This window comes from Pseudomonas mosselii (genome assembly GCF_019823065.1).
GTDB lineage: Bacteria > Pseudomonadota > Gammaproteobacteria > Pseudomonadales > Pseudomonadaceae > Aquipseudomonas > Aquipseudomonas mosselii.
This window is the reverse complement of sequence record NZ_CP081966.1, coordinates 63,889-90,366: the sequence shown is the minus strand read 5'-3', so window position 1 is coordinate 90,366 and position 26,478 is coordinate 63,889. Positions and strand designations below refer to the sequence as shown.

Here is a 26,478-nt window from a genome sequence, read left to right as displayed (position 1 = left end):
AGTAACACTTTGAAAAGCTGTCCATGAAATGGCAGCTATCAAGCCCATAGAGACCCTAGCCAAGCTTCACAGGTGCCGAACGCCCCATTTCCCTTTATTATGTGTGCTCAGTTTTCAACCGACCGCACAGTGACTGCCTGACCGCCATGGCTATTTTGAACATTCTCGAATTTCCCGATCCGCGCCTGCGCACCATCGCCAAACCGGTGACGGAGTTCGACGACGCCTTGAGCCAGCTGATCGACGACATGTTCGAGACCATGTACGAGGCGCCCGGCATCGGCCTGGCCGCCACCCAGGTCAACGTGCACAAGCAGGTCGTGGTGATGGACCTGAGCGAAGACCGCAGCGAGCCGCGCGTCTTCATCAACCCCACGGTCGAGGAGCTGACCCACGACATGGGCCAGTACCAGGAAGGCTGCCTGTCGGTGCCCGGCTTCTACGAGAACGTCGATCGCCCGCTGCGCGTGCGGGTCAAGGCCCAGGACCGCGACGGCAAGCCCTACGAACTGGAATGCGAAGGCCTGCTGGCCGTGTGCGTGCAGCACGAGTTCGATCACCTCAACGGCAAGCTGTTCGTCGATTACCTGTCCCAGCTCAAACGCGATCGGATCAAGAAGAAGCTGGAAAAGCAGCACCGCCAGCAAGCCTGATCCCCACCTTCCAGAAGGCTTGCTCCGGCAAGCCTTTTTCTTTTTGAACAAGCGAGAACTCCATGCGCATCGTCTTCGCAGGCACTCCAGAGTTTGCCGCCGAACACCTCAAGGCCCTGCTCGACAGCCCGTACGAGATCGTGGCCGTCTACACCCAGCCCGATCGCCCGGCCGGCCGTGGCCAGAAGCTCATGCCGAGCGCAGTCAAGGCGCTGGCCGTGGCCCACGACATCCCGGTGTACCAGCCGCAGACCCTGCGCAACGCCGAGGCGCAAGCCGAGCTCGCCGCGCTCAAGCCGGACCTGATGGTGGTGGTCGCCTACGGCCTGATCCTGCCGCAAGTGGTGCTGGATATTCCGCGCCTGGGCTGCATCAACAGCCACGCCTCGCTGCTGCCGCGTTGGCGTGGCGCGGCGCCGATCCAGCGCGCCGTGGAAGCCGGCGACGCCGAGAGCGGTGTGACCGTGATGCGCATGGAAGCCGGCCTGGATACCGGCCCGATGCTGCTCAAGGTGGTCACCCCGATCAGCGCCGAGGACACCGGTGGCACCCTGCATGACCGCCTCGCCGAAATGGGCCCGCCTGCTGTAGTCCAGGCAATCGCCGGCTTGGCAGACGGTTCGCTGCAAGGTGAAGTGCAGGACGATGCCCTGGCCACTTATGCCCACAAGCTGAACAAGGACGAAGCCCGCATCGACTGGAGCCGCCCGGCCGTCGAGCTGGAGCGCCTGATCCGTGCCTTCAACCCCTGGCCGGTGTGCCACAGCACCCTCGACGGCGAAAGCGTGAAGGTGCTGGCCGCCAACTTGTCCACAGGCAAGGGCGCCCCCGGCGAAATCCTCTCCGCCAGCAAGGACGGCCTGGTGGTCGCCTGCGGTGACGGCGCACTGAGCCTGACCCGCCTGCAACTGCCCGGCGGCAAGGCCCTGGCCTTCAGCGACCTGTTCAACAGCCGTCGCGAGAAGTTCGCCGGTGGCAAGGTGCTCGGCCAATGAACCCACGCCTGGCCGCCGCCCGTGCCCTTGCCGCTGTGCTCAGCGGCAAGGCTTCGCTGAACAGCTCGCTGCCGGCGCAGCTGGACAAGGTCGAGGAGCGCGACCGCGGCCTCACGCAAGACCTGGCCTTCGGCACCGCCCGCTGGCAGCCACGCCTGGACCTGCTGGCCGCACAACTGCTGCAGAAGCCATTCAAGGCCGCCGACGCCGATGTGCAGGCGCTGCTGCTGGTCGGCCTGTACCAGCTGTTCTACACGCGCATCCCGGCCCACGCCGCCATCGGCGAAACCGTGGGTTGCGCCGACAAACTCAAGAAGCCGTGGGCCAAGGGGCTGCTCAACGCCGTTCTGCGCCGCGCCCAGCGTGAAGGCGAGGAACTGCTCGCCAGCATGGAACGCGACCCGGTGGTGCGTACCGCCCACCCGCGCTGGCTGCAGAAATCGCTGAAAGCCTTCTGGCCGGAACAATGGGAAGCCATCTGCGCCGCCAACAACGCCCACCCGCCGATGATCCTGCGGATCAACCGCCGCCATCACAGCCGCGATGCCTACCTGGCGCTGTTGGCCGAGGCCGGCATCCAGGCCAGCGCCTGCAAGTACAGCCGTGACGGCATCGTCCTGGCCGAGGCCTGCGACGTGCGCGGCCTGCCGGGCTTCGCCGACGGCTGGGTGAGCGTGCAGGACGAAGCCGCGCAGCTGTCCGCCGACCTACTCGAACTGGCCCCCGGCCAGCGCGTGCTCGACGCCTGCTGCGCCCCGGGCGGCAAGACCTGCCACCTGCTGGAAGCCGAACCTGGCCTGGCCCACATGGTCGCCATCGACCTGGAAGCCAAGCGGCTGGCCCGCGTGCGCGAGAACCTCGACCGCCTCAAGCTCGACGCCGAGCTGATCGCCTGCGACGCCCGCGATACCGCCAGCTGGTGGGACGGCAAGCCGTTCCAGCGCATCCTGCTCGATGCGCCCTGCTCGGCCACCGGCGTGATCCGCCGCCACCCCGACATCAAGCTGACCCGCCAGGCCGAGGACATCCCGGCCCTGGCCACGCTGCAAGGCGAGCTGCTCGACGCCCTGTGGCCGACCCTGGAAGTGGGCGGCATGCTGCTCTACGCCACCTGCTCGAGCCTGCCGACCGAGAACACCGAAGTGATCGACGCCTTCCTCGCCCGCACCCCCGGCGCCCGCGAACTGGACCTGGCCACCGAGGCCGGCCTGCGCCAGCCCCACGGCCGCCAGTTGCTGGCCCAGGAAGGCGGCCACGACGGTTTCTACTATGCCAAGCTGATCAAGATCGCCGCCTCGCGCGGGTAAGAACAAGAACCTAGGGAGTAGCGGATGAAGATCATCATCCTCGGCGCAGGACAGGTCGGCGGCACGCTGGCGGAGCATCTGGCCAGCGAAGCCAACGACATCACCGTGGTCGACACCGATGGCGACCGTCTGCGCGACCTGGGCGACCGCCTGGACATCCGCACCGTGCAGGGCCGCGGCTCGCTGCCGACGGTGCTGCGCCAGGCCGGCGCCGACGACGCCGACATGCTGGTGGCGGTGACCAACAGCGACGAGACCAACATGGTCGCCTGCCAGGTCGCCTATTCGCTGTTCCACACCCCGACCAAGATCGCCCGGGTGCGCGAGTCGGCCTACCTGACCCGCGAAGAGCTGTTCGACAACGACCATATCCCGGTGGACGTGCTGATCAGCCCTGAACAGGTGGTGACCAACTACATCAAGCGCCTGATCGAACACCCCGGCTCGCTGCAGGTGATCGACTTCGCCGAAGGCAAGGCCCAGCTGGTGGCGGTCAAGGCCTACTACGGCGGCCCGCTGGTGGGCCAGCAACTGCGCCAGATCCGTGCCCACATGCCCAACGTCGATACCCGCGTGGCGGCGATCTTCCGTCGCGACCGGCCGATCACGCCTCAGGGCGACACGGTGATCGAGGCCGACGACGAGGTGTTCTTCATTGCCGCAAAAAAGGATATCCGCGCAGTGATGGGCGAGCTGCGGCGCATCGACGAGACCAACAAGCGCGTGGTCATCGCCGGCGGCGGACAGATCGGCGAGCGTCTGGCCGAGGCCATCGAGAGCCGCTACCAGGTAAAGATCATCGAGATGAACCCGGCGCGCTGCCGCTACCTCTCCGATACCCTGGAGAGCACCGTGGTGCTGCAGGGCAGCGCTTCTGATCGCGACCTGATGCTCGAAGAGAACATCGCCGACGCCGACATCTTCCTGGCCCTGACCAACGACGACGAAGCCAACATCATGTCGTCGCTGCTGGCCAAGCGCCTAGGCTCGCGCAAGGTGATGACCATCATCAACAACCCGGCCTACGTCGACCTGGTGCAGGGCGGCGAGATCGACATCGCCATCAGCCCGCAGCTGGCCACCATCGGCACTTTGCTGGCCCACGTGCGCCGCGGCGATATCGTCAGCGTGCACTCGCTGCGCCGGGGCGCGGCCGAGGCCATCGAAGCGGTGGCCCATGGCGATTCGAAATCGAGCAAGGTGGTGGGCAAGGCCATCGAGGACATCTCGTTGCCACCGGGCACCACCATCGGCGCGATCATCCGCGACGAGGAAGTGCTGATCGCCCACGACGACACGGTGATCGAGTCGGGCGACCATGTGATCCTGTTCGTTGTGGATAAAAAGCATATTCGGGACGTGGAGAAGCTGTTCCACGTGGGCCTGAGTTTCTTCTAGGAGGGAAGGACATGCGCGAATCGCTGGAGAAGATGCTGGCCAAGGGTGTGGATAACCCGCTGCTGAGATTCGGGCTGGGCAAGGCCTGGCTGGACGAGGGCAATGGCGCGCAAGCGGCGGTGCACCTGTCGGCTTGTGTGAAGCAGGATCCGAAGTACTCGGCTGCGTGGAAGCTGCTGGGGAAGGCGTATCAGTTGAGCGGGGATCTGGACGGCGCGCGCAAGGCCTGGGAAGAGGGGATCGTCGCGGCGCAGGCCCATGGCGACAAGCAGGCCGAGAAAGAAATGACCGTTTTTCTCAAGAAGCTAAACAAGGCTTGAGATCGCCGGGGCTGCTTTGCAGCCCATCGCGACACAAGGCCGCTCCTACAGAGGATTGCGGTCGCCTGTAGGAGCGGCCTTGTGTCGCGAAAGGGGCGCAAAGCGCCCCCAACAATCTCAATACCAGCGCGCCTCACCCGCCGGACGCTTCTTGAAGCGCTTCATGCTCCACATGTACTGGCTCGGATACTCGCGCACATAACGCTCGACCACCTTGCTCATGGCCGCCGCCGATTCAGTCACATCGGTGCTGTACATCGCTTCCGGCGCCGCTTCCAGGAACACCTTGAAACCCGAGCCATCCGGCAACCGCAGGGCATGCAGGAAAACCCCCACCGCCTTGCCGCCAGCCAGCATGTTCGGCACGAACTTGCTGGTCAGCGCCTGGGTGCCGAGGAACGGCACGAACACACCCGCGGACTCGGCCGGCTCCGGGTCGGCCGGAATCCCCACCTGGCCACCCCGGCGCACTTCCTTGATCACGCTGAGGATGCCTTCCTTGGTCGAAGGCGCCACGCGGTTGCCCATCTGCACCCGCTGTTCACGCAGCAGGTCATCCACCGCCTTCAGCTTGGGCGGGCGGTAGAAGATGATCGGTTTGCACTGGTTGCAATAGAAGTGGTTGAGCACTTCCCAGTTGCCCAGGTGGCTGGTGATGCCCACCACGCCCTTGCCCGAGGCCAGGGCCTGCTCCAGCACTTCAAGGCCGTGCACTTCCTTGACCAGCTCCAGCGAGCGCTGCGGCGGCCAGATCCAGGCACAGGCGCTCTCGACAAACGACTTGCCGATGTCCTTCAACGCACGGCCAACCAGCTGCTCGCGTTCGACCGGGTCCATCTCCGGGAAACACTTGGCCAGGTTGATGCGCACGACATTGCGCGAGCCATTGGGGATTTTCCACATCAGCCAGCCGATACCGGCGCCGACGCGCTGCACAGCGCCCCAGGGCAGCTTGGCAAACAGGCGCAGCACCCCGACCATCAGGGCGCCCTTGAACTTTTCCACAGGCGAATTCCTTATTTCAGCAAGGCGCGCATTGTACCCCGTCAGCGCACCAGCGCGGCGTAGCGATCGCAGTCGGTGGTGTGGTCCATGACCATGCCGGTGGCCTGCATGAAGGCGTAGCAGATGGTCGGCCCGACAAAGGTGAAACCGGCCTTTTGCAGGGCCTTGCTCATGGCCTTGGCCTCGTCGGTGACCGCCGGCACGTCGCCACGGCCCTGGAAATGATTGATCTTCGGCGCGCCTCCGACGAACGACCACAGCCACTGCGCCGGGTTATCCACAGCCAGCCAGGCCAGGGCGTTGCGGCGCACGGCCTTGAGCTTGAGACGATTGCGGATGATGCCGGGGTCCAGCATCAGCTCCTCGATGCGCTCATCGCTCAGGCGCGCCAGCTTCACCGGATCGAAGCCATCCAGCACCTGGCGATAGCGTTCGCGTTTCTTCAATACCGTGATCCACGACAACCCCGCCTGGAACCCTTCGAGCAAAAGCATCTCGAAGAGCAACGCCGGGTCGTGCTGCGGCGTTCCCCACTCGTGGTCGTGATAGGCCTGGTACAACGGATCGTCGGAACACCAAAAGCAGCGTGGCATAAGGCTCCAATAACGTAGAGGGCGAGGCGAATCGGGTATACTCCCGCTCTTTACATCCGCATCCCCAGATACAGGTGAATTTCGTGAGCCAGCCTACGCCAGCCGTGCGTACCTTCCAAGACCTGATCCTCGCCCTGCAGAACTACTGGGCCGAGCAAGGTTGTGTGGTGCTTCAGCCCTACGATATGGAAGTAGGCGCCGGCACTTTCCACACCGCTACCTTCCTGCGCGCCGTCGGCCCGGAGACCTGGAACGCCGCCTACGTGCAGCCCAGCCGTCGCCCTGCCGACGGGCGGTATGGCGAAAACCCCAACCGCCTGCAGCACTACTACCAGTTCCAGGTGGTGCTCAAGCCGAACCCGGCCAACTTCCAGGAGCTGTACCTCGGCTCGCTGAAAGCCATCGGCCTGGATCCGCTGGTTCACGACATCCGCTTCGTCGAAGACAACTGGGAATCGCCGACCCTCGGCGCCTGGGGCCTGGGTTGGGAAATCTGGCTGAACGGCATGGAAGTGACCCAGTTCACCTACTTCCAGCAGGTCGGTGGCATCGAGTGCTACCCGGTCACCGGTGAGATCACCTACGGCCTGGAGCGCCTGGCCATGTACCTGCAGGGTGTGGACTCGGTCTACGACCTGGTATGGGCCGACGGCCCGTTTGGCAAGGTCACCTACGGCGACGTGTTCCACCAGAACGAAGTGGAGCAGTCGACCTACAACTTCGAGCACGCCAACGTCGAGAAGCTGTTCGAACTGTTCGACTTCTACGAAAGCGAAGCGAACCGCCTGATCAAGCTGGACCTGCCGCTGCCGACCTACGAAATGGTCCTGAAGGCCTCGCACACCTTCAACCTGCTGGACGCCCGCCGCGCCATCTCGGTGACCGAGCGCCAGCGCTACATCCTGCGCGTGCGTACCCTGGCCCGGGACGTGGCGCAAAGCTATCTGCAAGCCCGCGCACGCCTGGGCTTCCCGATGGCCTCTCCCGAACTGCGTGACGAAGTGTTGGCTAAGCTGGAGGCTGCACAATGAGTGCTCAAGATTTCCTGGTTGAACTGGGCACCGAAGAGCTGCCACCGAAGGCCCTCGCCACCCTGGGCGACGCCTTCCTCGCCGGCATCGAGAAAGGCCTGCAGGCCGCCGGCCTGAACTACACCGGCAAGCAGGTCTACGCCGCGCCGCGCCGCCTGGCCGTGTTGATCCGCCAGCTGGACGTGCAGCAGCCGGACCGCAGCATCAACATCGACGGCCCGCCCGTGCAGGCCGCGTTCAACGCCGAAGGCCAGCCGACCCAGGCCGCCCTGGGCTTTGCCAAGAAGTGCGGCGTGGAGCTGTCGGACATCGACCAGAGCGGCCCCAAGCTGCGCTTCTCCCAGCACATTCCGGGCAAGGCCACCGCCAGCCTGCTGCCGACCATCGTCGAGGATTCGCTCAACGACCTGCCAATCCCCAAGCGCATGCACTGGGGCGCCAGCCGTGAAGAGTTCGTGCGCCCAACCCAGTGGCTGGTGATGCTGCTGGGCGATCAGGTGGTCGACTGCACCCTCCTGGCCCAGAAGGCCGGCCGTGAATCGCGTGGCCACCGCTTCCACCACCCGGAAAACGTACTCATCACCACCCCTGCCAACTACGTCGAGGACCTGCGCAAGGCCCACGTGCTGGCCGACTTCGCCGAGCGTCGCGAGCTGATCAGCAAGCGCACCGCCGAGCTTGCCATGCAGCAGGAAGGCACGGCCATCGTGCCGCGGGCGCTGCTGGACGAAGTGACCGCCCTGGTCGAGTGGCCGGTGCCGCTGGTGTGCTCGTTCGAGGAGCGTTTCCTCGAGGTGCCGCAGGAAGCCCTGATCACCACCATGCAGGACAACCAGAAATACTTCTGCCTGCTGGACAGCGAAGGCAAGCTGCTGCCGCGCTTCATCACCGTGGCCAACGTCGAGAGCCGCGATCCGAAGCAGATCGTGCAGGGTAACGAGAAGGTCGTGCGCCCACGACTGACCGACGCCGAGTTCTTCTTCAAGCAGGACAAGAAGCAGCCGCTGGAAAGCTTCAACGAGCGCCTGAAGAACGTGGTGTTCCAGGCTCAGCTGGGCACCGTGTTCGACAAGGCCGAGCGCGTTTCCAAGCTGGCCGCCTTCATTGCCCCGTACATCGGTGGCAGCGCCGCCAACGCCGGCCGTGCCGGCCTGCTGTCCAAGTGCGACCTGGCCTCGGAAATGGTCGGCGAATTCCCTGAAATGCAGGGCATCGCCGGCTACTACTACGCCCTCAACGACGGCGAGCCGCAAGACGTCGCCCTGGCGCTGAACGAGCAGTACATGCCGCGCGGCGCCGGCGCCGAGCTGCCGCAGACCCTCACCGGTGCCGCCGTGGCCATCGCCGACAAGCTCGACACCCTGGTCGGGATCTTCGGCATCGGCATGCTGCCCACCGGCAGCAAGGACCCGTACGCCCTGCGTCGTGCTGCCCTGGGCGTGCTGCGTATCCTGATCGAGAAGCAGCTGGACCTGGACCTGGCCGTCGCGGTCGAGTTCGCGGTCAAGCAGTTCGGTGCCAAGGTCAAGGCCGCCGGCCTGTCCGAGCAGGTGCTGGAGTTCGTCTTCGACCGCCTGCGCGCGCGCTACGAGGACGAAGGCATCGACGTCTCCACCTACCTGTCGGTGCGTGCCCTGAAGCCGGGCTCGGCGCTGGACTTCGACCAACGCGTGCAGGCCGTGCAGGCCTTCCGCAAGCTGCCGGAAGCCGAAGCCCTGGCCGCGGCGAACAAACGCGTATCGAACCTGCTGGGCAAGGCCGAAGGCGCCATCGCCGACCAGGTCGAGCCGAAGTACTTCGACAACGCCAATGAGTTCTCCCTGTACTCGGCCATCCAGCAGGCCGACCAGGCCGTGCAACCGATGGCGGCCGCGCGTCAGTACAGCGAGGCCCTGGCCCGCCTGGCCGCACTGCGTGACCCGGTCGATGCCTTCTTCGAGGCGGTGATGGTCAACGCCGAGGATGCCAAGGTGCGCGCCAACCGTTATGCCCTGCTCAGCCGCCTGCGCGGTCTGTTCCTGGGCGTGGCCGATATCTCGCTGCTGGGGTGAGCCGTTGAAACTGCTGATCCTTGATCGAGACGGAGTGATCAACCACGACTCCGACGCCTACATCAAGTCGCTGGAGGAGTGGATCCCCATTCCTGGCTCGATCGAGGCCATCGCGCAGTTGAGCAAGGCAGGCTGGACGGTGGCGGTTGCCACCAACCAGTCCGGCATTGCCCGCGGCTACTACCCGCTGGAAACCCTCGAGGCCATGCATGCGCGCCTGCGCGCGCTGGTGGCCGAGCAGGGCGGCGAGGTCGGCCTGATCGTGCATTGTCCGCACGGCCCGGACGAGGGCTGCGACTGCCGCAAGCCCAAGCCCGGCATGTTGCGGACAATCGCCGAGCACTACCAGGTACCGCTGGCCGGCGTATGGTTCGTCGGTGACAGCAAAGGTGACCTGGAGGCGGCCCTGGCCGTCGATGCACAACCCGTGTTGGTAAAAACCGGCAAGGGTGAAAGGACCCTGGAAAAAGGTGTCCCGCAAACTACACTGATTTTCGACGATCTGGCAGCCATCGCCAGAGAAATTATTTAAATGAGTGCGCCAGGACCGGCGCACTTTTCATTAGGCGGGCACGCCCCGCAACGGTACATGCCACTATGTCGATCCTGCAGGCGATCAGAATCTTTCTTTTTTACCTGCTGTTGGGCACCAGTTCGCTGCTGTGGTGCTCGCTGAGCTTCTTCGTCGCGCCTTTCCTGCCGTTCCCCAAGCGCTACAAGTTCATCAACGTGTACTGGTGCCGCTGCGCGCTGTTCCTGGTGCGGACGATCCTGCGTATCGACTACAAGGTCACCGGCGCCGAGAACGTGCCTGACGTGCCCTGCGTGATCCTGTCGAACCACCAGAGCACCTGGGAGACATTCTTCCTCTCGGCGTACTTCTCGCCGCTGAGCCAGGTGCTCAAGCGCGAGTTGCTGTACGTGCCGTTCTTCGGCTGGGCCATGGCCATGCTGCGACCGATCGCCATCGACCGGAAGAACCCGAAGGAGGCTCTGCGCCAAGTTGCCAGCCAGGGCGACGAACTGCTCAAGCAGGGTACCTGGGTACTGATCTTCCCCGAAGGCACCCGCGTGCCGCATGGGCAGATGGGCAAGTTTTCCCGCGGCGGCACCGCGCTGGCGGTGAATGCCGGCCTGCCGGTATTGCCGATCGCCCACAACGCCGGCAAGTTCTGGCCGCGTGAAGGCTGGGGCAAGCGCCCGGGCACCATCGAGGTGGTGATTGGCGAGCCGATGTATCCGGAGGGGACAGGCCCGCGTGCCATCGCCGAGCTCAACGACCGTGCCCAGGCATGGAACGAGGCGGCTCAACGCGCCATGGGTTCGCTGCCGCCAGCGGCGGAAAAACCCGAGCAGCAGCCTGCCTGACGTTCTGTGGATAACTTGTTAGCAATTTTTGGATTAAGCGTCTTCAAACATAGCTAAGTGATTGAATTAGCTATTTATTTCCGTGTATGACGTTTTTTCGAAAATCGTGCATAAGTTTTTTCCCGCGATAAAAAAACCGGCTTTTACGCCGGTTTTTTTATAGGTTGATCGCTTTGATCGAGTCGTGGGAGCGGGCTTGCCCCGCGATGGCGTCCTCAGTGCTGGCGACATCGCGGGGCAAGCCCGCTCCCACGTTGTATCCCTCTCAATTCTCACACCTTGTCGATATCCACATCCCGAGTCTCTTTCAGGCAGAAGATCCCCACCACCAGGCTCACCCCGGTGATCAGCACCGGGTACCACAGCCCATAGAAGATGTCCCCGGTGTACACCACCAACGCGAACGACACCGTCGGCAGGAAGCCGCCGAACCAGCCGTTGCCGATGTGGTAGGGCAGCGACATCGAGGTGTAGCGGATGCGCGTCGGGAACAGCTCGACCATCACCGCCGCCAGCGGCCCGTAGGTCATGGTGGCGATCAGGATCATGGCGACGATCAGCACCACCACCATCACCTGGTTCACCTGCGCTGGGTCCGCCTTGGCCGGGTAGCCGGCGCTATCGATGGCACTGCGCATGGCCGTTTCGTCGAAGCCATTGATGGTCTTGTCGCCGATGCTGACGATCACCTCGCTGCCAGCGACACTCACCGAGCTGTAGGGCAGGCCCTGCTTGACCAGGAACGTCTTGACCTTGTCGCACGGGCTGTCGAAGCGTGCCTTGCCCACCGGATCGAACTGGAAGGTGCAGCCCTTGGGATCTGCGGTGACGACGATCGGCGCCTGGCGACTGGCGGCGTCGATCTGCGGATTGGCGTAATGGCTCAGGGCCTTGAACAGCGGGAAGTACAACACCGTCGCCAGCAAAAGGCCAAGCATCAGGATCGGCTTGCGCCCGACCCGGTCCGATAGCCAGCCGAAGAACACGAAGAACGGCGCACCGATCACCACGCTGATGATCAGCAGGGTGTTGGCCTGGGCCGGGTCCATCTTGAGCATCTGGGTCATGAAGAACAGCACGTAGAACTGCGCGGTGTAGAAGGTCACCGCTTGCCCGGCATTGATGCTGAACAGTGCCGTGAGCACCACTTTCAGGTTCGGCCAGGAGGTGAACGACTCGCGGATCGGCGACTTGCTCACCTTGCCCTGGGCCTTCATTTTCACGAAGGCCGGCGACTCGTGCATGCTCATGCGGATCCAGGTGGATATCGCCAGCAGCACGATCGACAGCAGGAACGGCAGGCGCCAGCCCCAGGTTTCGAACTGGTCGCCACTGATGTAGCGGCTGGCCAGGACGACGGTCAGCGACAGCAGCAGGCCCAATGTGGCAGTGGATTGGATGAAGCCGGTGTGGAAACCACGTTTGCCATGAGGCGCGTGCTCGGCGACATAGGTGGCCGCGCCGCCGTATTCACCGCCCAACGCCAGGCCCTGGAGCATGCGCAGCACCACCAGGATGATCGGCGCGGCGATACCGATGCTGGCGTAGGTGGGCAAAAGACCCACGGCGAAGGTCGACAGGCCCATCAGCACAATGGTCACCAGGAAGGTGTACTTGCGCCCGATCATGTCGCCCAGCCGGCCGAACACCAGCGCGCCGAACGGGCGCACCAGGAAGCCGGCGGCGAAGGCCATCAGGGCGAAGATGAAGGCGGTGGTGTCGTTGACCCCCGCGAAGAATTGCTTGCTGATGACCGCGGCCAGCGCGCCATAGAGAAAAAAGTCATACCACTCGAACACCGTCCCGAGGGATGACGCGAAAATGATCTTGCGCTCTTCACGACGGCTTGGGCTGCTCGCCGCCGCCCCCTGTTCCTGGATGTAATCCGACATCGTTGCTGTCCTCGGCCCGCAGGCCACAGTGATTATTCTTGTTGTTCCACTGTCGGCGACTTGCGACCACAAGCCGCCGCTGTTGCAAACACCCGGGTCAGGGCGTCGGTATCGCGCTGGCGTCGCTGAGGTTGGTCTGGGTATTGGCCCCCTTGAGGATCAGTTGTGCCGCCTTTTCGGCAATCATCAACGTGGGTGAACAGGTATTGCCGGAGACGATCTGCGGCATGATCGAGGCGTCGGCCACGCGCAGGCCGGGAATGCCATGCACGCGCAGCTGGTTATCCACAACATCGAGCGCGCCACTGCCCATGCGGCAGGTGCCCACCGGGTGGAAGATGGTGGTGCCGATCTGGCCGGCGGCCTGGTGCAGGTCGTCCTCGCTCTGCAAGGCGGGGCCTGGCAAATACTCGCGAGGATCGAAGGCCGCCAGGGCAGGGGCCTGGACGATGCGTCGGGTGAGGCGGATGGCCTCGGCGGCGACGCGCAGGTCCTCGGGGTCGCTCAGGTAGTTGGGGTCGATCACCGGCGCGGCATTCATGTCCGCCGAGCGGATGTCGATGCGTCCACGGCTCGCCGGGCGCAGGTTGCACACCGAGGCGGTGAACGCCGGAAAGCGATGCAGCGGCTCGCCGAAGCGGTCCAGCGACAACGGCTGCACGTGGTATTGCAGGTTGGCCGTTGCCTGCTCGGGGCCTGAACGGGCGAAGGCGCCCAGCTGGCTCGGCGCCATGGCCAATGGGCCACTGCGGTCGTAAGCGTAGCGCAGGCCCATGCCCAGCTTGCCCCACAGGCTGTTGGCCATCTGATTGAGGGTACGGGTGTTGTGGACCTGATAGATCAGGCGCAGTTGCAGGTGATCCTGCAGGTTGCCGCCAACCCCGGGCATCTCATGGCGAACTCCGATACCCAAGCCTTCGAGCAGCTTGCGTGGGCCGATGCCGGAGCGTTGCAGAATGCCGGGGGAGCCCACGGAGCCCGCGCACAGGACGATCTCGCGGCGAGCGGCGAACTCATGCCAGGCGCCTTGCCACGAGGCCTTCACCGCCCGGGCGCGGGTGTTGTCGAGCAGCACCTGGTCGACCTGCACGCCCGTCAACACTGTCAGGTTGGGGCGCTTGAGGATGGACCTGAGAAACGCCTTGGCCGAGTTCCAGCGCACACCGCTGCGCTGATTGACCTGAAAATATCCACAGCCCGCGTTGTCGCCCATGTTGAAGTCGTCGACCTTGGCGATGCCACTCTGCTCGGCGGCATCGCGGAAGGCATCGAGGATCGGCCAGCTGTAGCGCTGCTGCTCCACCCGCCATTCCCCCTCGGCGCCGTGGCTGTCGCTGGCGCCGGCGAAGTGGTTCTCGCAGGCCTTGAACAAGGGCAGCACATCCTTCCACGCCCAGCCGTCGTTGCCTTGCTCGGCCCAGCGGTCGTAGTCGGCGGCCTGGCCCCGCATGTAGATCATGCCGTTGATCGACGAGCAGCCGCCCAGCACCTTGCCCCGTGGATAACCCAGGCTGCGACCGTTCAGGCCGGGCTGGGCCTCGGTCTTGAAGCACCAGTCGGTGCGTGGATTGCCGATGCAGTAGAGGTAACCGACGGGGATGTGAATCCAGGGATAGTTGTCGCGGCCACCCGCCTCGAGCAGCAATACGCGGCACGAAGGGTCGGCGGACAAGCGGTTGGCCAGTAGGCAACCGGCGGGACCGGCTCCCACGACCACATAGTCGTAGACAGGATCGGCTGATGGCATGTGCAACCTCGCGCCTGATTATTATTCTTGTCCCGATCCATCTTATTGATTAATTTCGCCGAGGAAACACGAGATTTCGCGCAGCCGTTGTGCGTTTTAGCACAACGACTATCTAATTGTGGGAGCGGGCTTGCCCCGCGATGGCTTCAACAGCCAGCACTTCCAAGGACGCCCATGTTCGACTGGAACGATCTGCGGTTTTTCCTCGAGTTGCAGCGCAGCGGCCGCCTGCTCACCGCCGCCAAGCGCCTCAACACCACCCACAGCACCGTGGCCCGGCACATCGAGAGCATCGAAAAGCACCTGGGTACCGCGCTGTTCGTCCAGCACGCCCAGGGCTATGAACTCACGCCTTCCGGCCAGGCCCTGCTCAAGCACGCCGAAGCCATGGAGAACGTTGCCCTGCTGGCGCAGGAAGAAATCACCCAGGCCATCACGCCACTGGGCAAGATCCGCCTGGGGGTGACCGAAGGCATCGGCATCATGTTCTTCACCCCGCGCATGAAAGCCTTGTTCCAACGCTACCCGGGGCTCGAAGTGGAATTGGTGGCGGTGCCGCGTTTCGTCAGCATCCTCAACCGCGAAGCCGAGATCAGCATTCACCTGGAACGTCCCAACGCCGACCTGCTGATCACCCGCAAGCTCACCGATTACCGCCTCGCCCTGTACGCCAGCCAGGACTACCTGGACCGCGCACCACCGCTGCACAGCCGCGAAGACCTGGCCCGGCACAGCTGGATCGGCTATGTCGACGACCTGCTGTTCAGCCAGGAGCTGCTGTTCCTCAACAGTTTCTGCCGGGCGCCCACCGTGGTGTTCCGCAGCACCAGCGTGATCGCCCAGCAGCACGCCGCACAGGCCGGGCTAGGCATCGCCGTGTTGCCGAACTACATGGCCCGCCACGATCCGAAGCTGGTGCGCGTGCTGCCCAGCGAGACCATCCAGCGCAGCTACTGGATCTGCACCCGCCGCGAGCTGCACAAGTCGGTACGCCTGCGAGTGGTGTGGGACTACCTGCTGGCGCTCTGCGCCGCCGAGCAGGACGAGTTGCTAGCCGAATAGCGCCTTGCCGGCGAGCAACACCGCGGCGCCACAACCCACCACGGCGAACAGCTGCTGCAGGCGCGGGCCGGCCAGCTTGCTCGCCAACGGCCGCGCCAGCAGCAAACCCAGCACTGCCCCCACCGCGAACGGCGCCGCGACCCACCAGTGCATCACGCCCGCCACGCTGGCGCTGATCACGCTACCGGTAGACACCAGGGCAATCACCGCCAGCGAGGTGGCGACGATGCTTTTCATGTTCAGGTTGGTATAGCGGTTCAGCGCCGGGATGATCACGAAACCACCACCGACCCCCAACAGGCCTGACAGCAACCCCGACAGCATCCCGGTGAACGCCAGTGCCCGGGCGCAGGGCAGGGTCCAGCGCAAGCGCCCCTGCAGCGGGTTGAGCACGCAGGGCATGATCTCCCGCTCCCCACAGGGCGACTCGCCACGCAGTTCACGCGCGGCCTTGCGCCAGATCCGCAGGCAGGCGTACACCAGTACCCCGGCGAACACCAAGGCCAACGGCGTGTTGGGCAAACGATGGGCGAGCATCAGGCCGAACGGCGCGCAGGCAATTCCGATCACCGCGATGAACGCGGCCGCCCGATAGCGCACCAGCCCTTGGCGCAGGCCGAGCACCGCACCAACCGACGCCGCCAGCCCTACGGCCAGCAGTCCGATCGGCGCCGCCTCGACCATGCTCAGTCCCAGGCCGAACACCAGCAGCGGCACCGCCAGGATGCCACCGCCGGCGCCGGTCAGCGCCAGCACCGCGCCAATGATCGCGCCGAGCCCGGCGCCCAGCAGTTGGTGTTCGATCACTGCTGCGCCTCGACCACCAGAGGTTGCGGCCGGGCTAGCCATTCGCGGCCCTTGAGCATGGCCTTCCAGTACAGCGGCGGCAGGATCTGCGCCTTGAGCAACCAGGCCAGGCGGGTTGGCTTGCGGCCATCGAGCAGCCAGCGCGGGAAGCTCGGCGCCACCTTGCCGCCATAGGTAAACTCGGCCAGGACGATCTTGCCGCGTTCCACCGTCAACGGGCAGGAACCATAGCCATCGTACTGGGCCAGGGTCGACAGGCGACCGAGTGCCACCAGCACATTGTTGGCCACCACCGGCGCCTGCTTGCGGGCGGCGGCGGCGGTCTTGGCGTTGCTGGTATTGGCCACGTCACCCAACGCGTGGACATTGCCGAACTGGCGATGACGCAAGGTATGCGGGTCGACATCCACCCAGCCCGCCGCATCGGCCAGCGGGCTCTGGCGGATGAAGTCAGGCGCCACCTGCGGCGGCACCACATGCAGCATGTCGAAGGCTTCGACCCGGGTCTCGGTGGTGCCATCGGGGAGGGTACGGATAAACGTGGCGCGCTTGTTCGGACCATCCACCGCCGTCAGGCGATGCTGGTAGTTCAGGTCCACGCCGTACTTGTCGATGTAGCTCATCAGCGCCGGCACATAATCCGGCACACCGAACAGCACCGCCCCAGCATTGAAGAAGCTGGCCCTGACATTGCCCAGGTGCCCCTTGCGCAACCAGTGATCACAGGACAGGTACAGCGCCTTCTGCGGCGCACCGGCGCATTTGATCGGCATCGGCGGCTGGGTGAAGAGGGCGCGCCCCTGCTTGAGGTTCTGTACCAGTTGCCAGGTGTAGGGCGCCAGGTCGTAGCGGTAGTTGGAGGTGACACCGTTGCGACCGAGCGTTTCGCTCAAACCCTCGATGGCGTTCCAATCGAGTTTCAATCCCGGGCAAACCACCAGTTGCTCATAGCTGACCGCACGCCCGTCCTCGAGCACGACCAGTTGCCCTTGAGGGTCGAAGCTCTCCACCCGCGCCTTGATCCAACGCACGCCACGGGGCAGGGTGGCCGCCATGGTCTGGGCGGTGCTCGGCGCCTTGAAAACACCGGCACCGACCATGGTCCAGCCAGGCTGGTAGTAGTGCACGTCGGCAGGGTCGATCAGGGCAATGTCCAGCGACGGATCACGGGCGATCAGGCTGGACGCGGTGGCGATACCAGCGGCACCGGCGCCGACGATCACCACCTTGTGGTGGTCGGCACGGGAGGAATCGGCAGGGGACAGCAAGGCAGGCATGGCGGTGTTCCTTGGAAATCTCGTTATGGGTACGGCGTGGCTTACAGCTTGTTCAGCGGGATCTTCAGGTAGCTCACACCGTTGGCTTCAGGTTCGGGGAATTGCCCGCTGCGCATGTTGATCTGCACCGACGGCAGGATCAGCACAGGCATGTCGAGGGTCTTGTCACGGGCTTCGCGCATCTGCACGAAGCTGTCTTCGCTGACCCCTTCATGGATATGAATGTTGTCGGCGCGTTGCTCGGCCACGGTGGTGACGAAGCGCAGCTCACGGCCACCAGGCAGGTAGTCGTGGCACATGAACAGCCGGGTCTGGTCGGGGAAGGCGAGGAGGCGACGGATCGACTGGTACAGGGTTCGCGCGCTGGCGCCAGGAAAGTCGCAACGGGCGGTGCCATAGTCGGGGGTGAACAAGGTGTCGCCGACGAACACAGCGATCTCGCCCGCATCCTCGACCATGTAGCTCATGCACGCCGGGGTATGCCCAGGGGTGTGCAGGGCACGGGCATGCAGGTTGCCGATGCGAAATCCCTCCTCATCTTCGAACAGGACGTCGAACTGGCTGCCGTCACGGGCAAAACCCGGCTCGGCGTTGAACAGGGTGCCGAAGACTTTCTGCACCTGGGTGATCTGCGCGCCGATCGCGATGCTGCCGCCAAGCCGCTCCTTGAGGTAGGCCGCCGCAGACAGATGGTCGGCGTGCACATGGGTATCCAGGATCCATTGCACCTTGGCATCCAGCGCTTCGACGCGGGCGATCAGCTTGTCCGCCGAATCGGTGCAGGTGCGCCCGGACTTGGGGTCGTAGTCCAGCACGCTGTCGATCAGCGCGCATTGGCGCGTCTCGCCATCCATGACCAGGTAGCTGATGGTCCAGGTCGCCTTGTCGAAGAACGCTTCGACGTGAAGGTTGTTGCCGATGATCATTGCACTCTCCAGTTATCCACCGAGCCTCCTTGAAGGCATAGGCAGTGAAGGGTGCTTTATCAAGATACATGCCAGCCCTTCAGATAGGACGCCGTCCCCTTGCAGGAGCGGCCTCGTGCCGCGATGGCTGCGCAGCAGCCCCATTACAGCCAGCCGAAGGTGACAGTTCCTGGCAGTCGACTGTCAGCCGATGGCAGTGTTTGGCAGTCCTTGCTACCCTCGCCAGGTCCTTCACCTGGTGCTGTCATGCTAGCCGCTTCCCATCCCGCGATCCTCGCGCTGGTGTCCTACCTCGAACACGATGTGCTACCCAGCATCGTGCTGGATACCGACTACAACATCCTGGCTGCCAACGCGGCGTACCGTCGTCAGTTCGGCAACGAGGAGCACGCGCCGATCGGCGAAAAATGCCACCGGGTCTCGCACCACTATGCCGTGCCCTGCGACCAGGCCGGGGAGCATTGCCCGCTGCGCAAGTCGCTGGACAGCAAAGTGCCCGAGCGCGTGCTGCACATCCATCACACCCCGCGAGGGCCGGAGCATGTGGATGTGGAACTGCGCCCGATCCTCGATGACGAGGGCAGGGTGGTGGCCTTCGTCGAACGCCTGACCAGCGTCACACTGGCATCGGCACAACCTCAACAACAAGGGTTGGTTGGCCGGGCGCCAGCCTTCAAGAACGCCGTGGCCAGTTTGCAACGTGCAGCCCCTGCGCAGATTCCGGTACTGCTCCAGGGCGAGTCGGGTACGGGCAAGGAGCTGTTCGCCCGCGCCTTGCACCTGGGTAGCCCCCGTGCCAATGGCCCCCTGGTGGTGGTGGACTGCACCGGGCTGACCGAGTCGTTGTTCGAGAGTGAACTGTTCGGCTATGAGAAGGGCGCCTTCACCGGCGCGACTCAACGCAAGATCGGCCTGGCCGAGGCTGCTCACGGTGGCACCCTGTTCCTCGATGAGATTGGTGAAGTACCGCTGGCGATGCAGGTGAAACTGCTGCGCCTGATCGAATCCGGCAGCTTCCGTCCGGTCGGCAGCACGCGCACGGTCCATTCGGATTTCCGCCTGGTCTCGGCCACGCACAAGCCCTTGAAGGAGATGGCCGCCGAAGGGACGTTTCGCGAAGACCTGTATTACCGCATCAGCGGATTCCCGATTCGCCTGCCATCGCTGCGTGAGCGAGTCGAGGATTTACCGTTGCTCTGTGAGAGTCTGCTGCAACGCATGGCCGGCAAGCACTCGCCCAAGGTCACCGCCGAAGCACTCGCTTGCCTCAACCTGCATACATTCCCAGGCAACATTCGCGAGCTCAGAAACATCTTGGAGCGCGCGCGGTTGTTTGCTGATGATGGGCTGATTCGTCCCGAACATCTTCCGGAAGATATCCACCCGACTGTAAGGCAACCAGGTGTTCGGGGACGTAGGAACGAAATGGCCGATCTGGCCCATGCCCTGGAAACCTTCAGCGGTTCCCGAAGTGAATTGGCCGATCAACTCGGGATGAGCGAACGCACGTTGTACCGCCGACTTAAAGCATTGGGGATTTCGTAGTTCCACGTGGAACATTCATGAAGGTAAAAAAAAAGCCAATCCCTGGGGATTGGCTTTCTTGTACTACCCGCAGTGTAGGTTCACAAAATAGGTGATAGGCCAGACCCCGTGAAATTGGAATCTTCGCCATTTTTTTTGTGAAATGAAGGGGTGCTTTTCACAGAAAAGCCGAGAAATCCCTACTCACCAATCACAAAAGTTGATTGGCCTGGAAAGGGCCGTTTACGACCGACGCGTGACTTTTCGGTAAGGGATGAGGAGTAGTCGCAGCGATCCTTTAGCTCCTAGTCTGGCGACCTTGGGTTCAGAATCCGACTGGCAATGCCCGCCGTCACTACTTCAGAGGAACCAGCTTCCTCTGCTGCCAAAATTGCGGGGGGCTCATGCTGGTACCCAGGCCCGACAAATGCGCAGTTGCAGCCCTCAATTGCAAGGCTATCCAAAGCGGCACGCGTGTCAATCAAGATCTGATGCATGACGATGGCCGGCCTCACGGAGGTGAAACCGGAGATTCAGATTGACTAAACCGACCCCGTAGACACCAACCTCCACGAAGGCCGCTATCGACCCAAAGCTGTCCTTCAAGAAAGGCAGCTAACGGCGAGAAGCGGTCATTTTGTATCTACAGGTTTCGGGGCGATTCACTCGTCTGATGCTCAGGAGCACCAGGATGGGCGTCAAGGAGGTGGTCATCTTGAGGTGGACTATGCTGACCAGTTGCTCTCAAATCTAATCGTGAGGTCCTCCATGGCAAACCCCAATCTGCTGGCTCTATTCAGAGATGAAGTCCTTCTGACCGGGCCTGAAAGCTCCCTTCCAAGCAACCTATCTCAGTTCTGGCTTGAGGAGCTCCAGAGTCATCTGGAGAGGTATTTCGACGGTTTGAACTCGGATTCAGATGCAGAAGAGAAGGATCTCGACATCTCTCTCCCACTCGCAGCGATCATCCACATCTTGTTCGCGAAGAATGGTGGGGAGGAGATATCCGAGAGCTCTGAAAAGCTGTACGAGTATTTCCAAGACTACCGGCTCGAACTGGCCCTTGAAGAGATCACGCGAAAGACTCATGTGGCTGCCGAGGCTGCAACCATTGAGACCATCTTCACCAACCGAGATGTCCTGGTGGAACAAGGCCCCCTTCTTCAATAGGTACCTCCACCGATGCCATCGCCGGCGGGCACGCTCCGAGGCATTGATGGAATGCATTTTGACGGCTGCCGAGATCAGCGAATGAAAGAAATTGCTGCGCCGATGTTCGATCTAATCGCTTTGTCGCTTCCACGAGGGTTGGGGTTTGGGGACAGCCCGCCAGTAGGGGCATGGCTTAGTGAGGACGGAATTTCTTGTGCCGCTCTAACCCGAAATATCAATTCCGGCAGCTTCGGAATTGTCACCTTGCGGCGTCGTGTCGATAGCGTGTGGGTGCTCCTCAGCCATGGTGAGTGCACCACTGGCGAGTCCGAAGCCCGCGCCTCAATCAGCCATTTTCTCTATACCCAAGCCCATCCGCTTCCACTCCCTTCAGGTGAACGACGACGTGCTCCTCTAAGCAGAATGGGTAAGCGCACACCAAGCGTGGTGTTCAAATCACTATTTGATCCAAGCCGCCGTATTGGGGCGTGGGCGCTGAATCAACTGTATCTCGCACTGCCATCCCCAGACAGAAATTGGGTTCCCGATTGCCAGACTGAGAATTTTCACACCCGCCTCTGGGAAGCCCACCTATTAGCGATTTTTCGTGAACAGGGACTCTTGGTCACCCAGCCTAAAGAATCACCCGATTTTCACATCGAGAATAGGCTGGGAGATGAGGCCTGGGTTGAAGCAGTGACAGCCAACCCGGAAGAGCGGTATGAGCATTTTGGCGCCTCGCCGGTCCCCCCACCCGCTGACCGACATGAGCGTTTCTTAGGAGCGGCTGCAGAAAGGTTTGCGAGGACCATCCAAAACAAATTGGACAAGCGTTACGAATCCCTACCGCACGTGGAGGGTAAGCCGCTCATTCTGGCCTTAGCCGATTTCCATGCGCCCAGTTCAATGCTGTGGAGCAGGGAGTCGCTCATCAGCTATCTCTATGGCTTTGCAGTTCACTCATCTGCGCATCGTGGTACGCACCTGATAACTGTGGAGGAAGAGACATCTCTGCTATCAGGGCGCCCCAACGGCCTATTTACGCTAATGGAAAATGCCCATCTTTCAGCGGTCATTTTCACCAATGCCTGCACAGTGCCAAAGCTCAGCCGAGTGCCGATCTCAGGTGGAGCTCATCTAGACGGGTACCGATACTTGCGGTTTGGTGAGTTTTTCGACCGTTCTCCGGGAGCATCACGAGGTATCCCATTTCTGTTGGATGTAGCGTCCAGCGACTACGGTCAGCTCTGGCCGCAATATGGCTACGAGCCGTGGTCTGCTGAAGTGGAGGTATTCCATAACCCTATGGCACTATACCCGGTGCCTAATGAGTTGATACCAGAAGTCACCCACTGGAGAGAAGTAAACGGAAGAGTCGAGTGCGAATCTTTCTTTGATGTATCCATACTCCGATCCAGAACACTCGTCCTCAGTGCAAACGCTAAGGTTCCGTCACTCGATGAGTTGCTGACAGCAGCCAGTCCTCCAGAGCTCTGACGGCGGCGGGGTGGCCGCATCGTTGCCACGCAGGTAGATGAGAATTTCTCAGCAAGCTACCCAGCCAGGGGAAGGACATGAGATCCCCTGCGCAATTCAGGACCGTTGAAGCGTCACCTCTCTTCGGGTAAAAGCATGACCGTCATACAACGCTACAACAGCGTCATACCCGAGAGCATAGGAAGAAAAATGTCGATCCAAGGACTAAAACGATACTTTGGAAACAAGATTCACGCAGTGATAATGATGGCCCCGCTTAAGCGGGAAATGATACGCCTCGGCATATGCACCCTTATGGCGATTATTCTGAATATCATCTTGTATACCGGCGTTGAAGTAGACGGCACCATCAAGCCGTGGGCAGAAACCCCGATAAAACTGTTTGCATCGTCGATGTTATTCGCCTTCATGATCAAGGCTTTTCTGCCAGTTCTCGGCTGGACGATACTGAAAGCAATGCTGTTGAGTGCGAACAATGCCTTCAGCGGCATACTGAGTTTTTTGGGCAATCAGTTCACAGGCGTCATGTACTGTACCGGAATTATTATGGGTTCTATCACGATTAAATTGTATATGGTTTCCGGGGTTTTAGACTCTGAGTTTGCTTATCTGTCCGCAATCGTATTTGCTTCCGGGGTTTTATATTTCTATGTGCTGCAATGCGCCATTCAAAAAACAATGAGTCCGGCCCTGCGTACACCAGCAGTACCGCGTTAAACCACTAGGCTGTGACTATTCATCTCTGGTGCTCAGTAGGCGCTCGCTCTGCTGAACCCTCACCCATACACAACCATTAATGGACTGGCCCGCCTTCGACTTTATGAAGAAGGCGAGCGAGCACGTGACTGATTGCGCATGTATTCCGAGATGAGACTTTCGAAATTGATGTCCGCCTCCTCAACGAGAATATTGACGTGACAGTACAGCTCTTCAGGACCTCTGAGATAATTGAAAATCCTTGATCTAACGATGCCGCAAACCCCTTCTTTGACCGCCGTAGAGGGGAGGTTGATAACATCGCCAACGCACGGGATAAGAGCTAGGCCATGGTCGCTGTTGAAGACAATGTCAGCTGGACAGGCATCAATGCTGGCATCGGATTGTCCTTGCGAAACCTGCTGATAATCAATGCTATACCTCATGTACAGCCTACCTCATTTGTTGAGTGAGGAATCAGCGCCGCGGATCGTAAACAGAAACCTCAAGTTCGCAAGCGACGGGAGCATGTAGCGGATTTTCGGTACTAGAGAGCTTGGCAACTATCGTTTTTCAAGCACATACCCTACGCCCCGAAGCGTATGTATCAGTTTGGTCTCGAAAGGGTCATCTATCTTGGCTCTGAGTCTTCGAATCGACACCTCTACAACGTTTGTGTCGCAGTCAAAATTCATATCCCAAACCTGCGAAATAATTTGGGTGCGGCTCAGCACCACACCGGTATTACGCATCAGGTAATGCAGTAACGCGAATTCTTTCGTGGTCAGGTCAATGCGCTGACCGTCCCTGAATGCCCTGTGCCGGCTCTGATCAAGCTCCAGGTCAGCGACGCGAATGACCTCTACGGATGCAGGGTGATCTGACCTGCGCATCAAGGCGCGAACCCGGGCCAGCAGCTCAGGGAACTCAAATGGCTTGATCAGGTAGTCATCTGCTCCGTTCTCCAGCCCCCGGACCTTATCCGCCAGCCGGCTTCTCGCCGTCAGCATCATGATACGGGAAGGGCAGTTTTTACGACGCAACAACTCAAGGACCTGCCAACCGTCCATCTCTGGCAGATTTATATCCAGGATAATCAGCTCATATTCGTGCTGCTTAGCCAAGAATAATCCATCTGACCCGGTGTGGACGCAATCTACGACATAGCCACATTCCGTCAGACCTTGACGCACATACTCCGCAGTTTTTACTTCATCCTCAATTACCAGAATTCGCATGGGATTTTGTCTCGATATCACTGAGCAATTAACCGCGCACGCGCGCCGGCATTATTGAAAGGGATGGTAAATCAAAATGAGCGTGCCGGGGCTCAAATGACGGATTTGTAATTTCTAGGTAATACAGTTGATAGTCTGGCGGTATATCTTGTCGCGGTTTGGGTTTGACAGTTGCGGGCCCTCTCTCCAGCAGGTGATTTGACCTTATGAAGTATTGGGTTATTTTCTTCTTTGTGCTGGCTTCGTTCCGCTCAGATGACGGCGAGGTCGCTCACATTGAAGAGACTGGTCATTGGTGTAGTCATGAACTTCACCGGCATGCGATGCGTACAATCGAACGCCTACTTGAATTTTAGGCAAAAAAAAGGCGCCCAATGGGCGCCAAATATCCACCTTTTACCAAAGGAGCACTTAAGCCACTCAAGGTGAATGCGTAATGCTCGTTTTACTAACAGGACCCGCCAATGGATAACTGGCCCAGTTAGCGAATTACAGAATCGAAAGCGGGTACTCGATGATTACACGAGTTTCATCCAGATCCGATTCGAAAGCAGTGGCACGCGTGGTTGCCTGGCGCAACCGGAAGGACAGATCTTTTGCCGGACCGGTTTGGACAACGTATTTGACTTCGACGTCACGCTCCCAACGCTTCTGATTGTCGAGCGGGTTGCCGTTGTCGTCGGTGCGCATGTAGAACTGGTTAGCGTTCGAGTAATCCGCACCCGAGCCTCTGGCGTAGCGCGTCATGAACGTCAGGCCTGGAATGCCGTAGCTGGTGAAGTTCAGGTCATAGCGCAGCATCCAGGAACGCTCTTTCGGCGAGTTGAAGTCGCTGTACTGGATGGAGTTGTCGACGAAAATCGAGTCCGACTGACGCAGGTAGTCGAAATCGTCGTCGCCGTTGTTGCGCTGATGCGACAGGGCCAGGGTGTGGGCACCGTAACGCACACCGACCTTGGCACTCCAGATGTTGTTGTCGAATTCACCCAGGCGCTTCTTACCTTCATCTACGGCTTTGTAGTAGTTGAAGCCACCGATCAGCGCCAGATCGTCGCTCAGCGGGTAAACCACGCTTGTGCCGGCGTAGTACTGATTCCAGACGTCTTTCAGCTGGCTGGCGTAGACGCTCACAGTCCAGTTGTCGTTGATCGAGTAGTCACCGCCACCGTAACCGATCCATGGCGAGTTGACCGGGCCGCCGTAGAACGTCACGAAGTTGTCGTTCAGGTTGCTTGAGACCGGCTGGCTCATCGCATGCAGACGACCACCCTGGAGGGTAAGGCCCTGGATGCTGGTGTTCTCAACGGTCACACCGCGGAAACTCTCTGGCAGCAGGCGAGAGTCACCCGATGCGACGACCGGGGTCGATGGGAAGACATCACCCACTTTCACGATGGTATCGAACAAGCGGACTTTGGCTGCGCCGCCGACCTTGGTGTATTCGTCGCGAGCTTCACCCTTGTTATCAACGGGCAGCACGTCGAAGGAGCTACGGCCGCCGTTGCGCCCATCACCGGTGTCGAGCTTGAGGCCGATCATGGCAAAGGCATCAACGCCAAAGCCAACGGTACCTTGGGTAAACCCGGAGTTGAATTTGCTGATGATCGCGTGCGCCCAGGCTTCGGAGTAGCCGTTCGTATTGCCCTTGCCACTGTTGTAAGTGGGGGCGGTGCTGTCGCGGTTATCACGGTTGAAGTAGAAGTTACGGTTCAACACTGTAAGGCTGCTGCCTTCAATGAAGCCTTCTGGCTTGTCTTCAGCTTGTGCCGAAATAGCATAGCTTCCAGACAGCGCAGAAACTGCCGCCAAATACAGTGGTACTTTGATTTTCATCCGATGCTCCTTTGATTCACGGCAGTTTTTATTATGTTTACCGGCGCGGGTGTCGTTAATTGTTCTGACCAGGCGGCGCGCCTAGCGTAGCGCGAGCTCATATTTG

24 protein-coding genes are annotated in these 26,478 nt (G+C 61.4%); 14 read left to right on the top strand and 10 right to left on the bottom strand.

Annotated features, from left to right (window positions below; translation table 11 throughout):
- Window positions 1-146 precede the first annotated feature (146 nt).
- The 5 genes from def (at window position 147) to K5H97_RS00390 (ending at window position 4,673) form a co-directional block, all read left to right on the top strand.
- A complete protein-coding gene (gene def, locus K5H97_RS00410) occupies window positions 147-653 on the top strand; it encodes a peptide deformylase (protein WP_028690050.1) in 507 nt (168 codons plus the stop codon).
- 62 nt (window positions 654-715) lie between these two features.
- Window positions 716-1,648 (top strand): methionyl-tRNA formyltransferase, encoded by a 933-nt coding sequence (fmt, locus tag K5H97_RS00405; protein WP_028690049.1) that lies wholly within the window; start codon window positions 716-718, stop codon window positions 1,646-1,648.
- Window positions 1,645-2,955, top strand: coding sequence for a 16S rRNA (cytosine(967)-C(5))-methyltransferase RsmB (rsmB, locus tag K5H97_RS00400; protein WP_028690048.1), 1,311 nt, complete (start codon window positions 1,645-1,647; stop codon window positions 2,953-2,955). Before fmt ends, rsmB begins: the two co-directional genes overlap by 4 nt.
- 24 nt (window positions 2,956-2,979) lie before the next feature.
- Window positions 2,980-4,353, top strand: a complete 1,374-nt coding sequence (trkA, locus tag K5H97_RS00395; protein WP_028690047.1) for a Trk system potassium transporter TrkA — start codon at window positions 2,980-2,982, stop codon at window positions 4,351-4,353.
- Between the two features lie 11 nt (window positions 4,354-4,364).
- Window positions 4,365-4,673 carry a tetratricopeptide repeat protein gene (locus K5H97_RS00390; protein WP_028690046.1) on the top strand — a complete coding sequence of 103 codons (309 nt, stop codon included), beginning with the start codon at window positions 4,365-4,367 and terminating at the stop codon, window positions 4,671-4,673.
- Window positions 4,674-4,790: 117 nt separating this feature from the next.
- Here K5H97_RS00390 and K5H97_RS00385 read toward each other — a convergent pair whose 3' ends face one another.
- Entirely contained in the window at window positions 4,791-5,678 is an 888-nt protein-coding gene (locus K5H97_RS00385) for a lysophospholipid acyltransferase (RefSeq protein WP_028690045.1), read from the bottom strand.
- Window positions 5,679-5,719: 41 nt separating this feature from the next.
- The gene (locus K5H97_RS00380; protein ID WP_028690044.1) at window positions 5,720-6,271 is read right to left on the bottom strand and encodes a DNA-3-methyladenine glycosylase I; all 552 of its coding nucleotides are present in this window, start codon (window positions 6,269-6,271) and stop codon (window positions 5,720-5,722) included.
- An 83-nt stretch (window positions 6,272-6,354) separates the two neighbouring features.
- Between K5H97_RS00380 and glyQ the strand changes: the two genes are divergently transcribed.
- The 4 genes from glyQ (at window position 6,355) to K5H97_RS00360 (ending at window position 10,721) form a co-directional block, all read left to right on the top strand.
- The gene (glyQ, locus tag K5H97_RS00375) at window positions 6,355-7,302 is read left to right on the top strand and encodes a glycine--tRNA ligase subunit alpha (protein ID WP_011531473.1); all 948 of its coding nucleotides are present in this window, start codon (window positions 6,355-6,357) and stop codon (window positions 7,300-7,302) included.
- The gene (glyS, locus tag K5H97_RS00370) at window positions 7,299-9,353 is read left to right on the top strand and encodes a glycine--tRNA ligase subunit beta (RefSeq protein WP_028690043.1); all 2,055 of its coding nucleotides are present in this window, start codon (window positions 7,299-7,301) and stop codon (window positions 9,351-9,353) included. Before glyQ ends, glyS begins: the two co-directional genes overlap by 4 nt.
- Before the next feature lie 4 nt (window positions 9,354-9,357).
- Window positions 9,358-9,885 (top strand): D-glycero-beta-D-manno-heptose 1,7-bisphosphate 7-phosphatase, encoded by a 528-nt coding sequence (gene gmhB / locus K5H97_RS00365; RefSeq protein WP_028690042.1) that lies wholly within the window; start codon window positions 9,358-9,360, stop codon window positions 9,883-9,885.
- Between the two features lie 65 nt (window positions 9,886-9,950).
- Window positions 9,951-10,721: a lysophospholipid acyltransferase family protein gene (locus K5H97_RS00360; protein WP_028690041.1), complete on the top strand. Its 771-nt coding sequence runs from the start codon at window positions 9,951-9,953 to the stop codon at window positions 10,719-10,721.
- Between the two features lie 272 nt (window positions 10,722-10,993).
- On the opposite strand, the gene K5H97_RS00355 is transcribed toward K5H97_RS00360, so the two are convergent.
- Both K5H97_RS00355 and K5H97_RS00350 read right to left on the bottom strand, forming a co-directional pair.
- Window positions 10,994-12,613: an MFS transporter gene (locus K5H97_RS00355; protein WP_028690040.1), complete on the bottom strand. Its 1,620-nt coding sequence runs from the start codon at window positions 12,611-12,613 to the stop codon at window positions 10,994-10,996.
- Between the two features lie 97 nt (window positions 12,614-12,710).
- Complete coding sequence (locus K5H97_RS00350) at window positions 12,711-14,360, bottom strand: GMC family oxidoreductase (protein WP_028690039.1); 1,650 nt, start codon at window positions 14,358-14,360, stop codon at window positions 12,711-12,713.
- 174 nt (window positions 14,361-14,534) lie between these two features.
- On the opposite strand from K5H97_RS00350, the gene K5H97_RS00345 reads away from it, so the two are divergent.
- A complete protein-coding gene (locus K5H97_RS00345) occupies window positions 14,535-15,422 on the top strand; it encodes a LysR family transcriptional regulator (protein ID WP_028690038.1) in 888 nt (295 codons plus the stop codon).
- Here the strand turns inward: K5H97_RS00345 and K5H97_RS00340 are convergent.
- From K5H97_RS00340 to K5H97_RS00330, 3 genes are read right to left on the bottom strand one after another with little or no spacing between them, the layout of a single operon-like run.
- Window positions 15,411-16,229 (bottom strand): sulfite exporter TauE/SafE family protein, encoded by an 819-nt coding sequence (locus K5H97_RS00340; RefSeq protein ID WP_028690037.1) that lies wholly within the window; start codon window positions 16,227-16,229, stop codon window positions 15,411-15,413. The genes K5H97_RS00345 and K5H97_RS00340 overlap by 12 nt on opposite strands.
- Window positions 16,226-17,506, bottom strand: a complete 1,281-nt coding sequence (locus K5H97_RS00335) for an NAD(P)/FAD-dependent oxidoreductase (protein WP_028690036.1) — start codon at window positions 17,504-17,506, stop codon at window positions 16,226-16,228. The genes K5H97_RS00340 and K5H97_RS00335 overlap by 4 nt, the downstream gene beginning before the upstream one ends.
- A 41-nt stretch (window positions 17,507-17,547) precedes the next feature.
- Window positions 17,548-18,432, bottom strand: a complete 885-nt coding sequence (locus tag K5H97_RS00330; RefSeq protein ID WP_028690035.1) for an MBL fold metallo-hydrolase — start codon at window positions 18,430-18,432, stop codon at window positions 17,548-17,550.
- A 246-nt stretch (window positions 18,433-18,678) separates the two neighbouring features.
- Between K5H97_RS00330 and K5H97_RS00325 the strand changes: the two genes are divergently transcribed.
- The 4 genes from K5H97_RS00325 (at window position 18,679) to K5H97_RS00310 (ending at window position 23,322) form a co-directional block, all read left to right on the top strand.
- Window positions 18,679-19,977, top strand: coding sequence for a sigma-54 interaction domain-containing protein (locus tag K5H97_RS00325; protein ID WP_028690034.1), 1,299 nt, complete (start codon window positions 18,679-18,681; stop codon window positions 19,975-19,977).
- Between the two features lie 699 nt (window positions 19,978-20,676).
- A complete protein-coding gene (locus K5H97_RS00320) occupies window positions 20,677-21,126 on the top strand; it encodes a hypothetical protein (RefSeq protein WP_011953113.1) in 450 nt (149 codons plus the stop codon).
- Window positions 21,127-21,207: 81 nt separating this feature from the next.
- Window positions 21,208-22,605, top strand: a complete 1,398-nt coding sequence (locus K5H97_RS00315) for a hypothetical protein (protein ID WP_223296393.1) — start codon at window positions 21,208-21,210, stop codon at window positions 22,603-22,605.
- 189 nt (window positions 22,606-22,794) lie between these two features.
- Window positions 22,795-23,322, top strand: a complete 528-nt coding sequence (locus K5H97_RS00310; protein ID WP_012269855.1) for a hypothetical protein — start codon at window positions 22,795-22,797, stop codon at window positions 23,320-23,322.
- A 101-nt stretch (window positions 23,323-23,423) separates the two neighbouring features.
- Here K5H97_RS00310 and K5H97_RS00305 read toward each other — a convergent pair whose 3' ends face one another.
- The 3 genes from K5H97_RS00305 to K5H97_RS00295 all read right to left on the bottom strand — a co-directional run bounded on the left by K5H97_RS00305 (window position 23,424) and on the right by K5H97_RS00295 (window position 26,372).
- A complete protein-coding gene (locus tag K5H97_RS00305) occupies window positions 23,424-23,747 on the bottom strand; it encodes a hypothetical protein (RefSeq protein ID WP_010951457.1) in 324 nt (107 codons plus the stop codon).
- Window positions 23,748-23,864: 117 nt separating this feature from the next.
- The gene (locus tag K5H97_RS00300) at window positions 23,865-24,539 is read right to left on the bottom strand and encodes a heavy metal response regulator transcription factor (RefSeq protein ID WP_003253420.1); all 675 of its coding nucleotides are present in this window, start codon (window positions 24,537-24,539) and stop codon (window positions 23,865-23,867) included.
- A gap of 489 nt (window positions 24,540-25,028) precedes the next feature.
- Window positions 25,029-26,372, bottom strand: a complete 1,344-nt coding sequence (locus tag K5H97_RS00295; RefSeq protein ID WP_003253422.1) for an OprD family porin — start codon at window positions 26,370-26,372, stop codon at window positions 25,029-25,031.
- Window positions 26,373-26,478 lie beyond the last annotated feature (106 nt).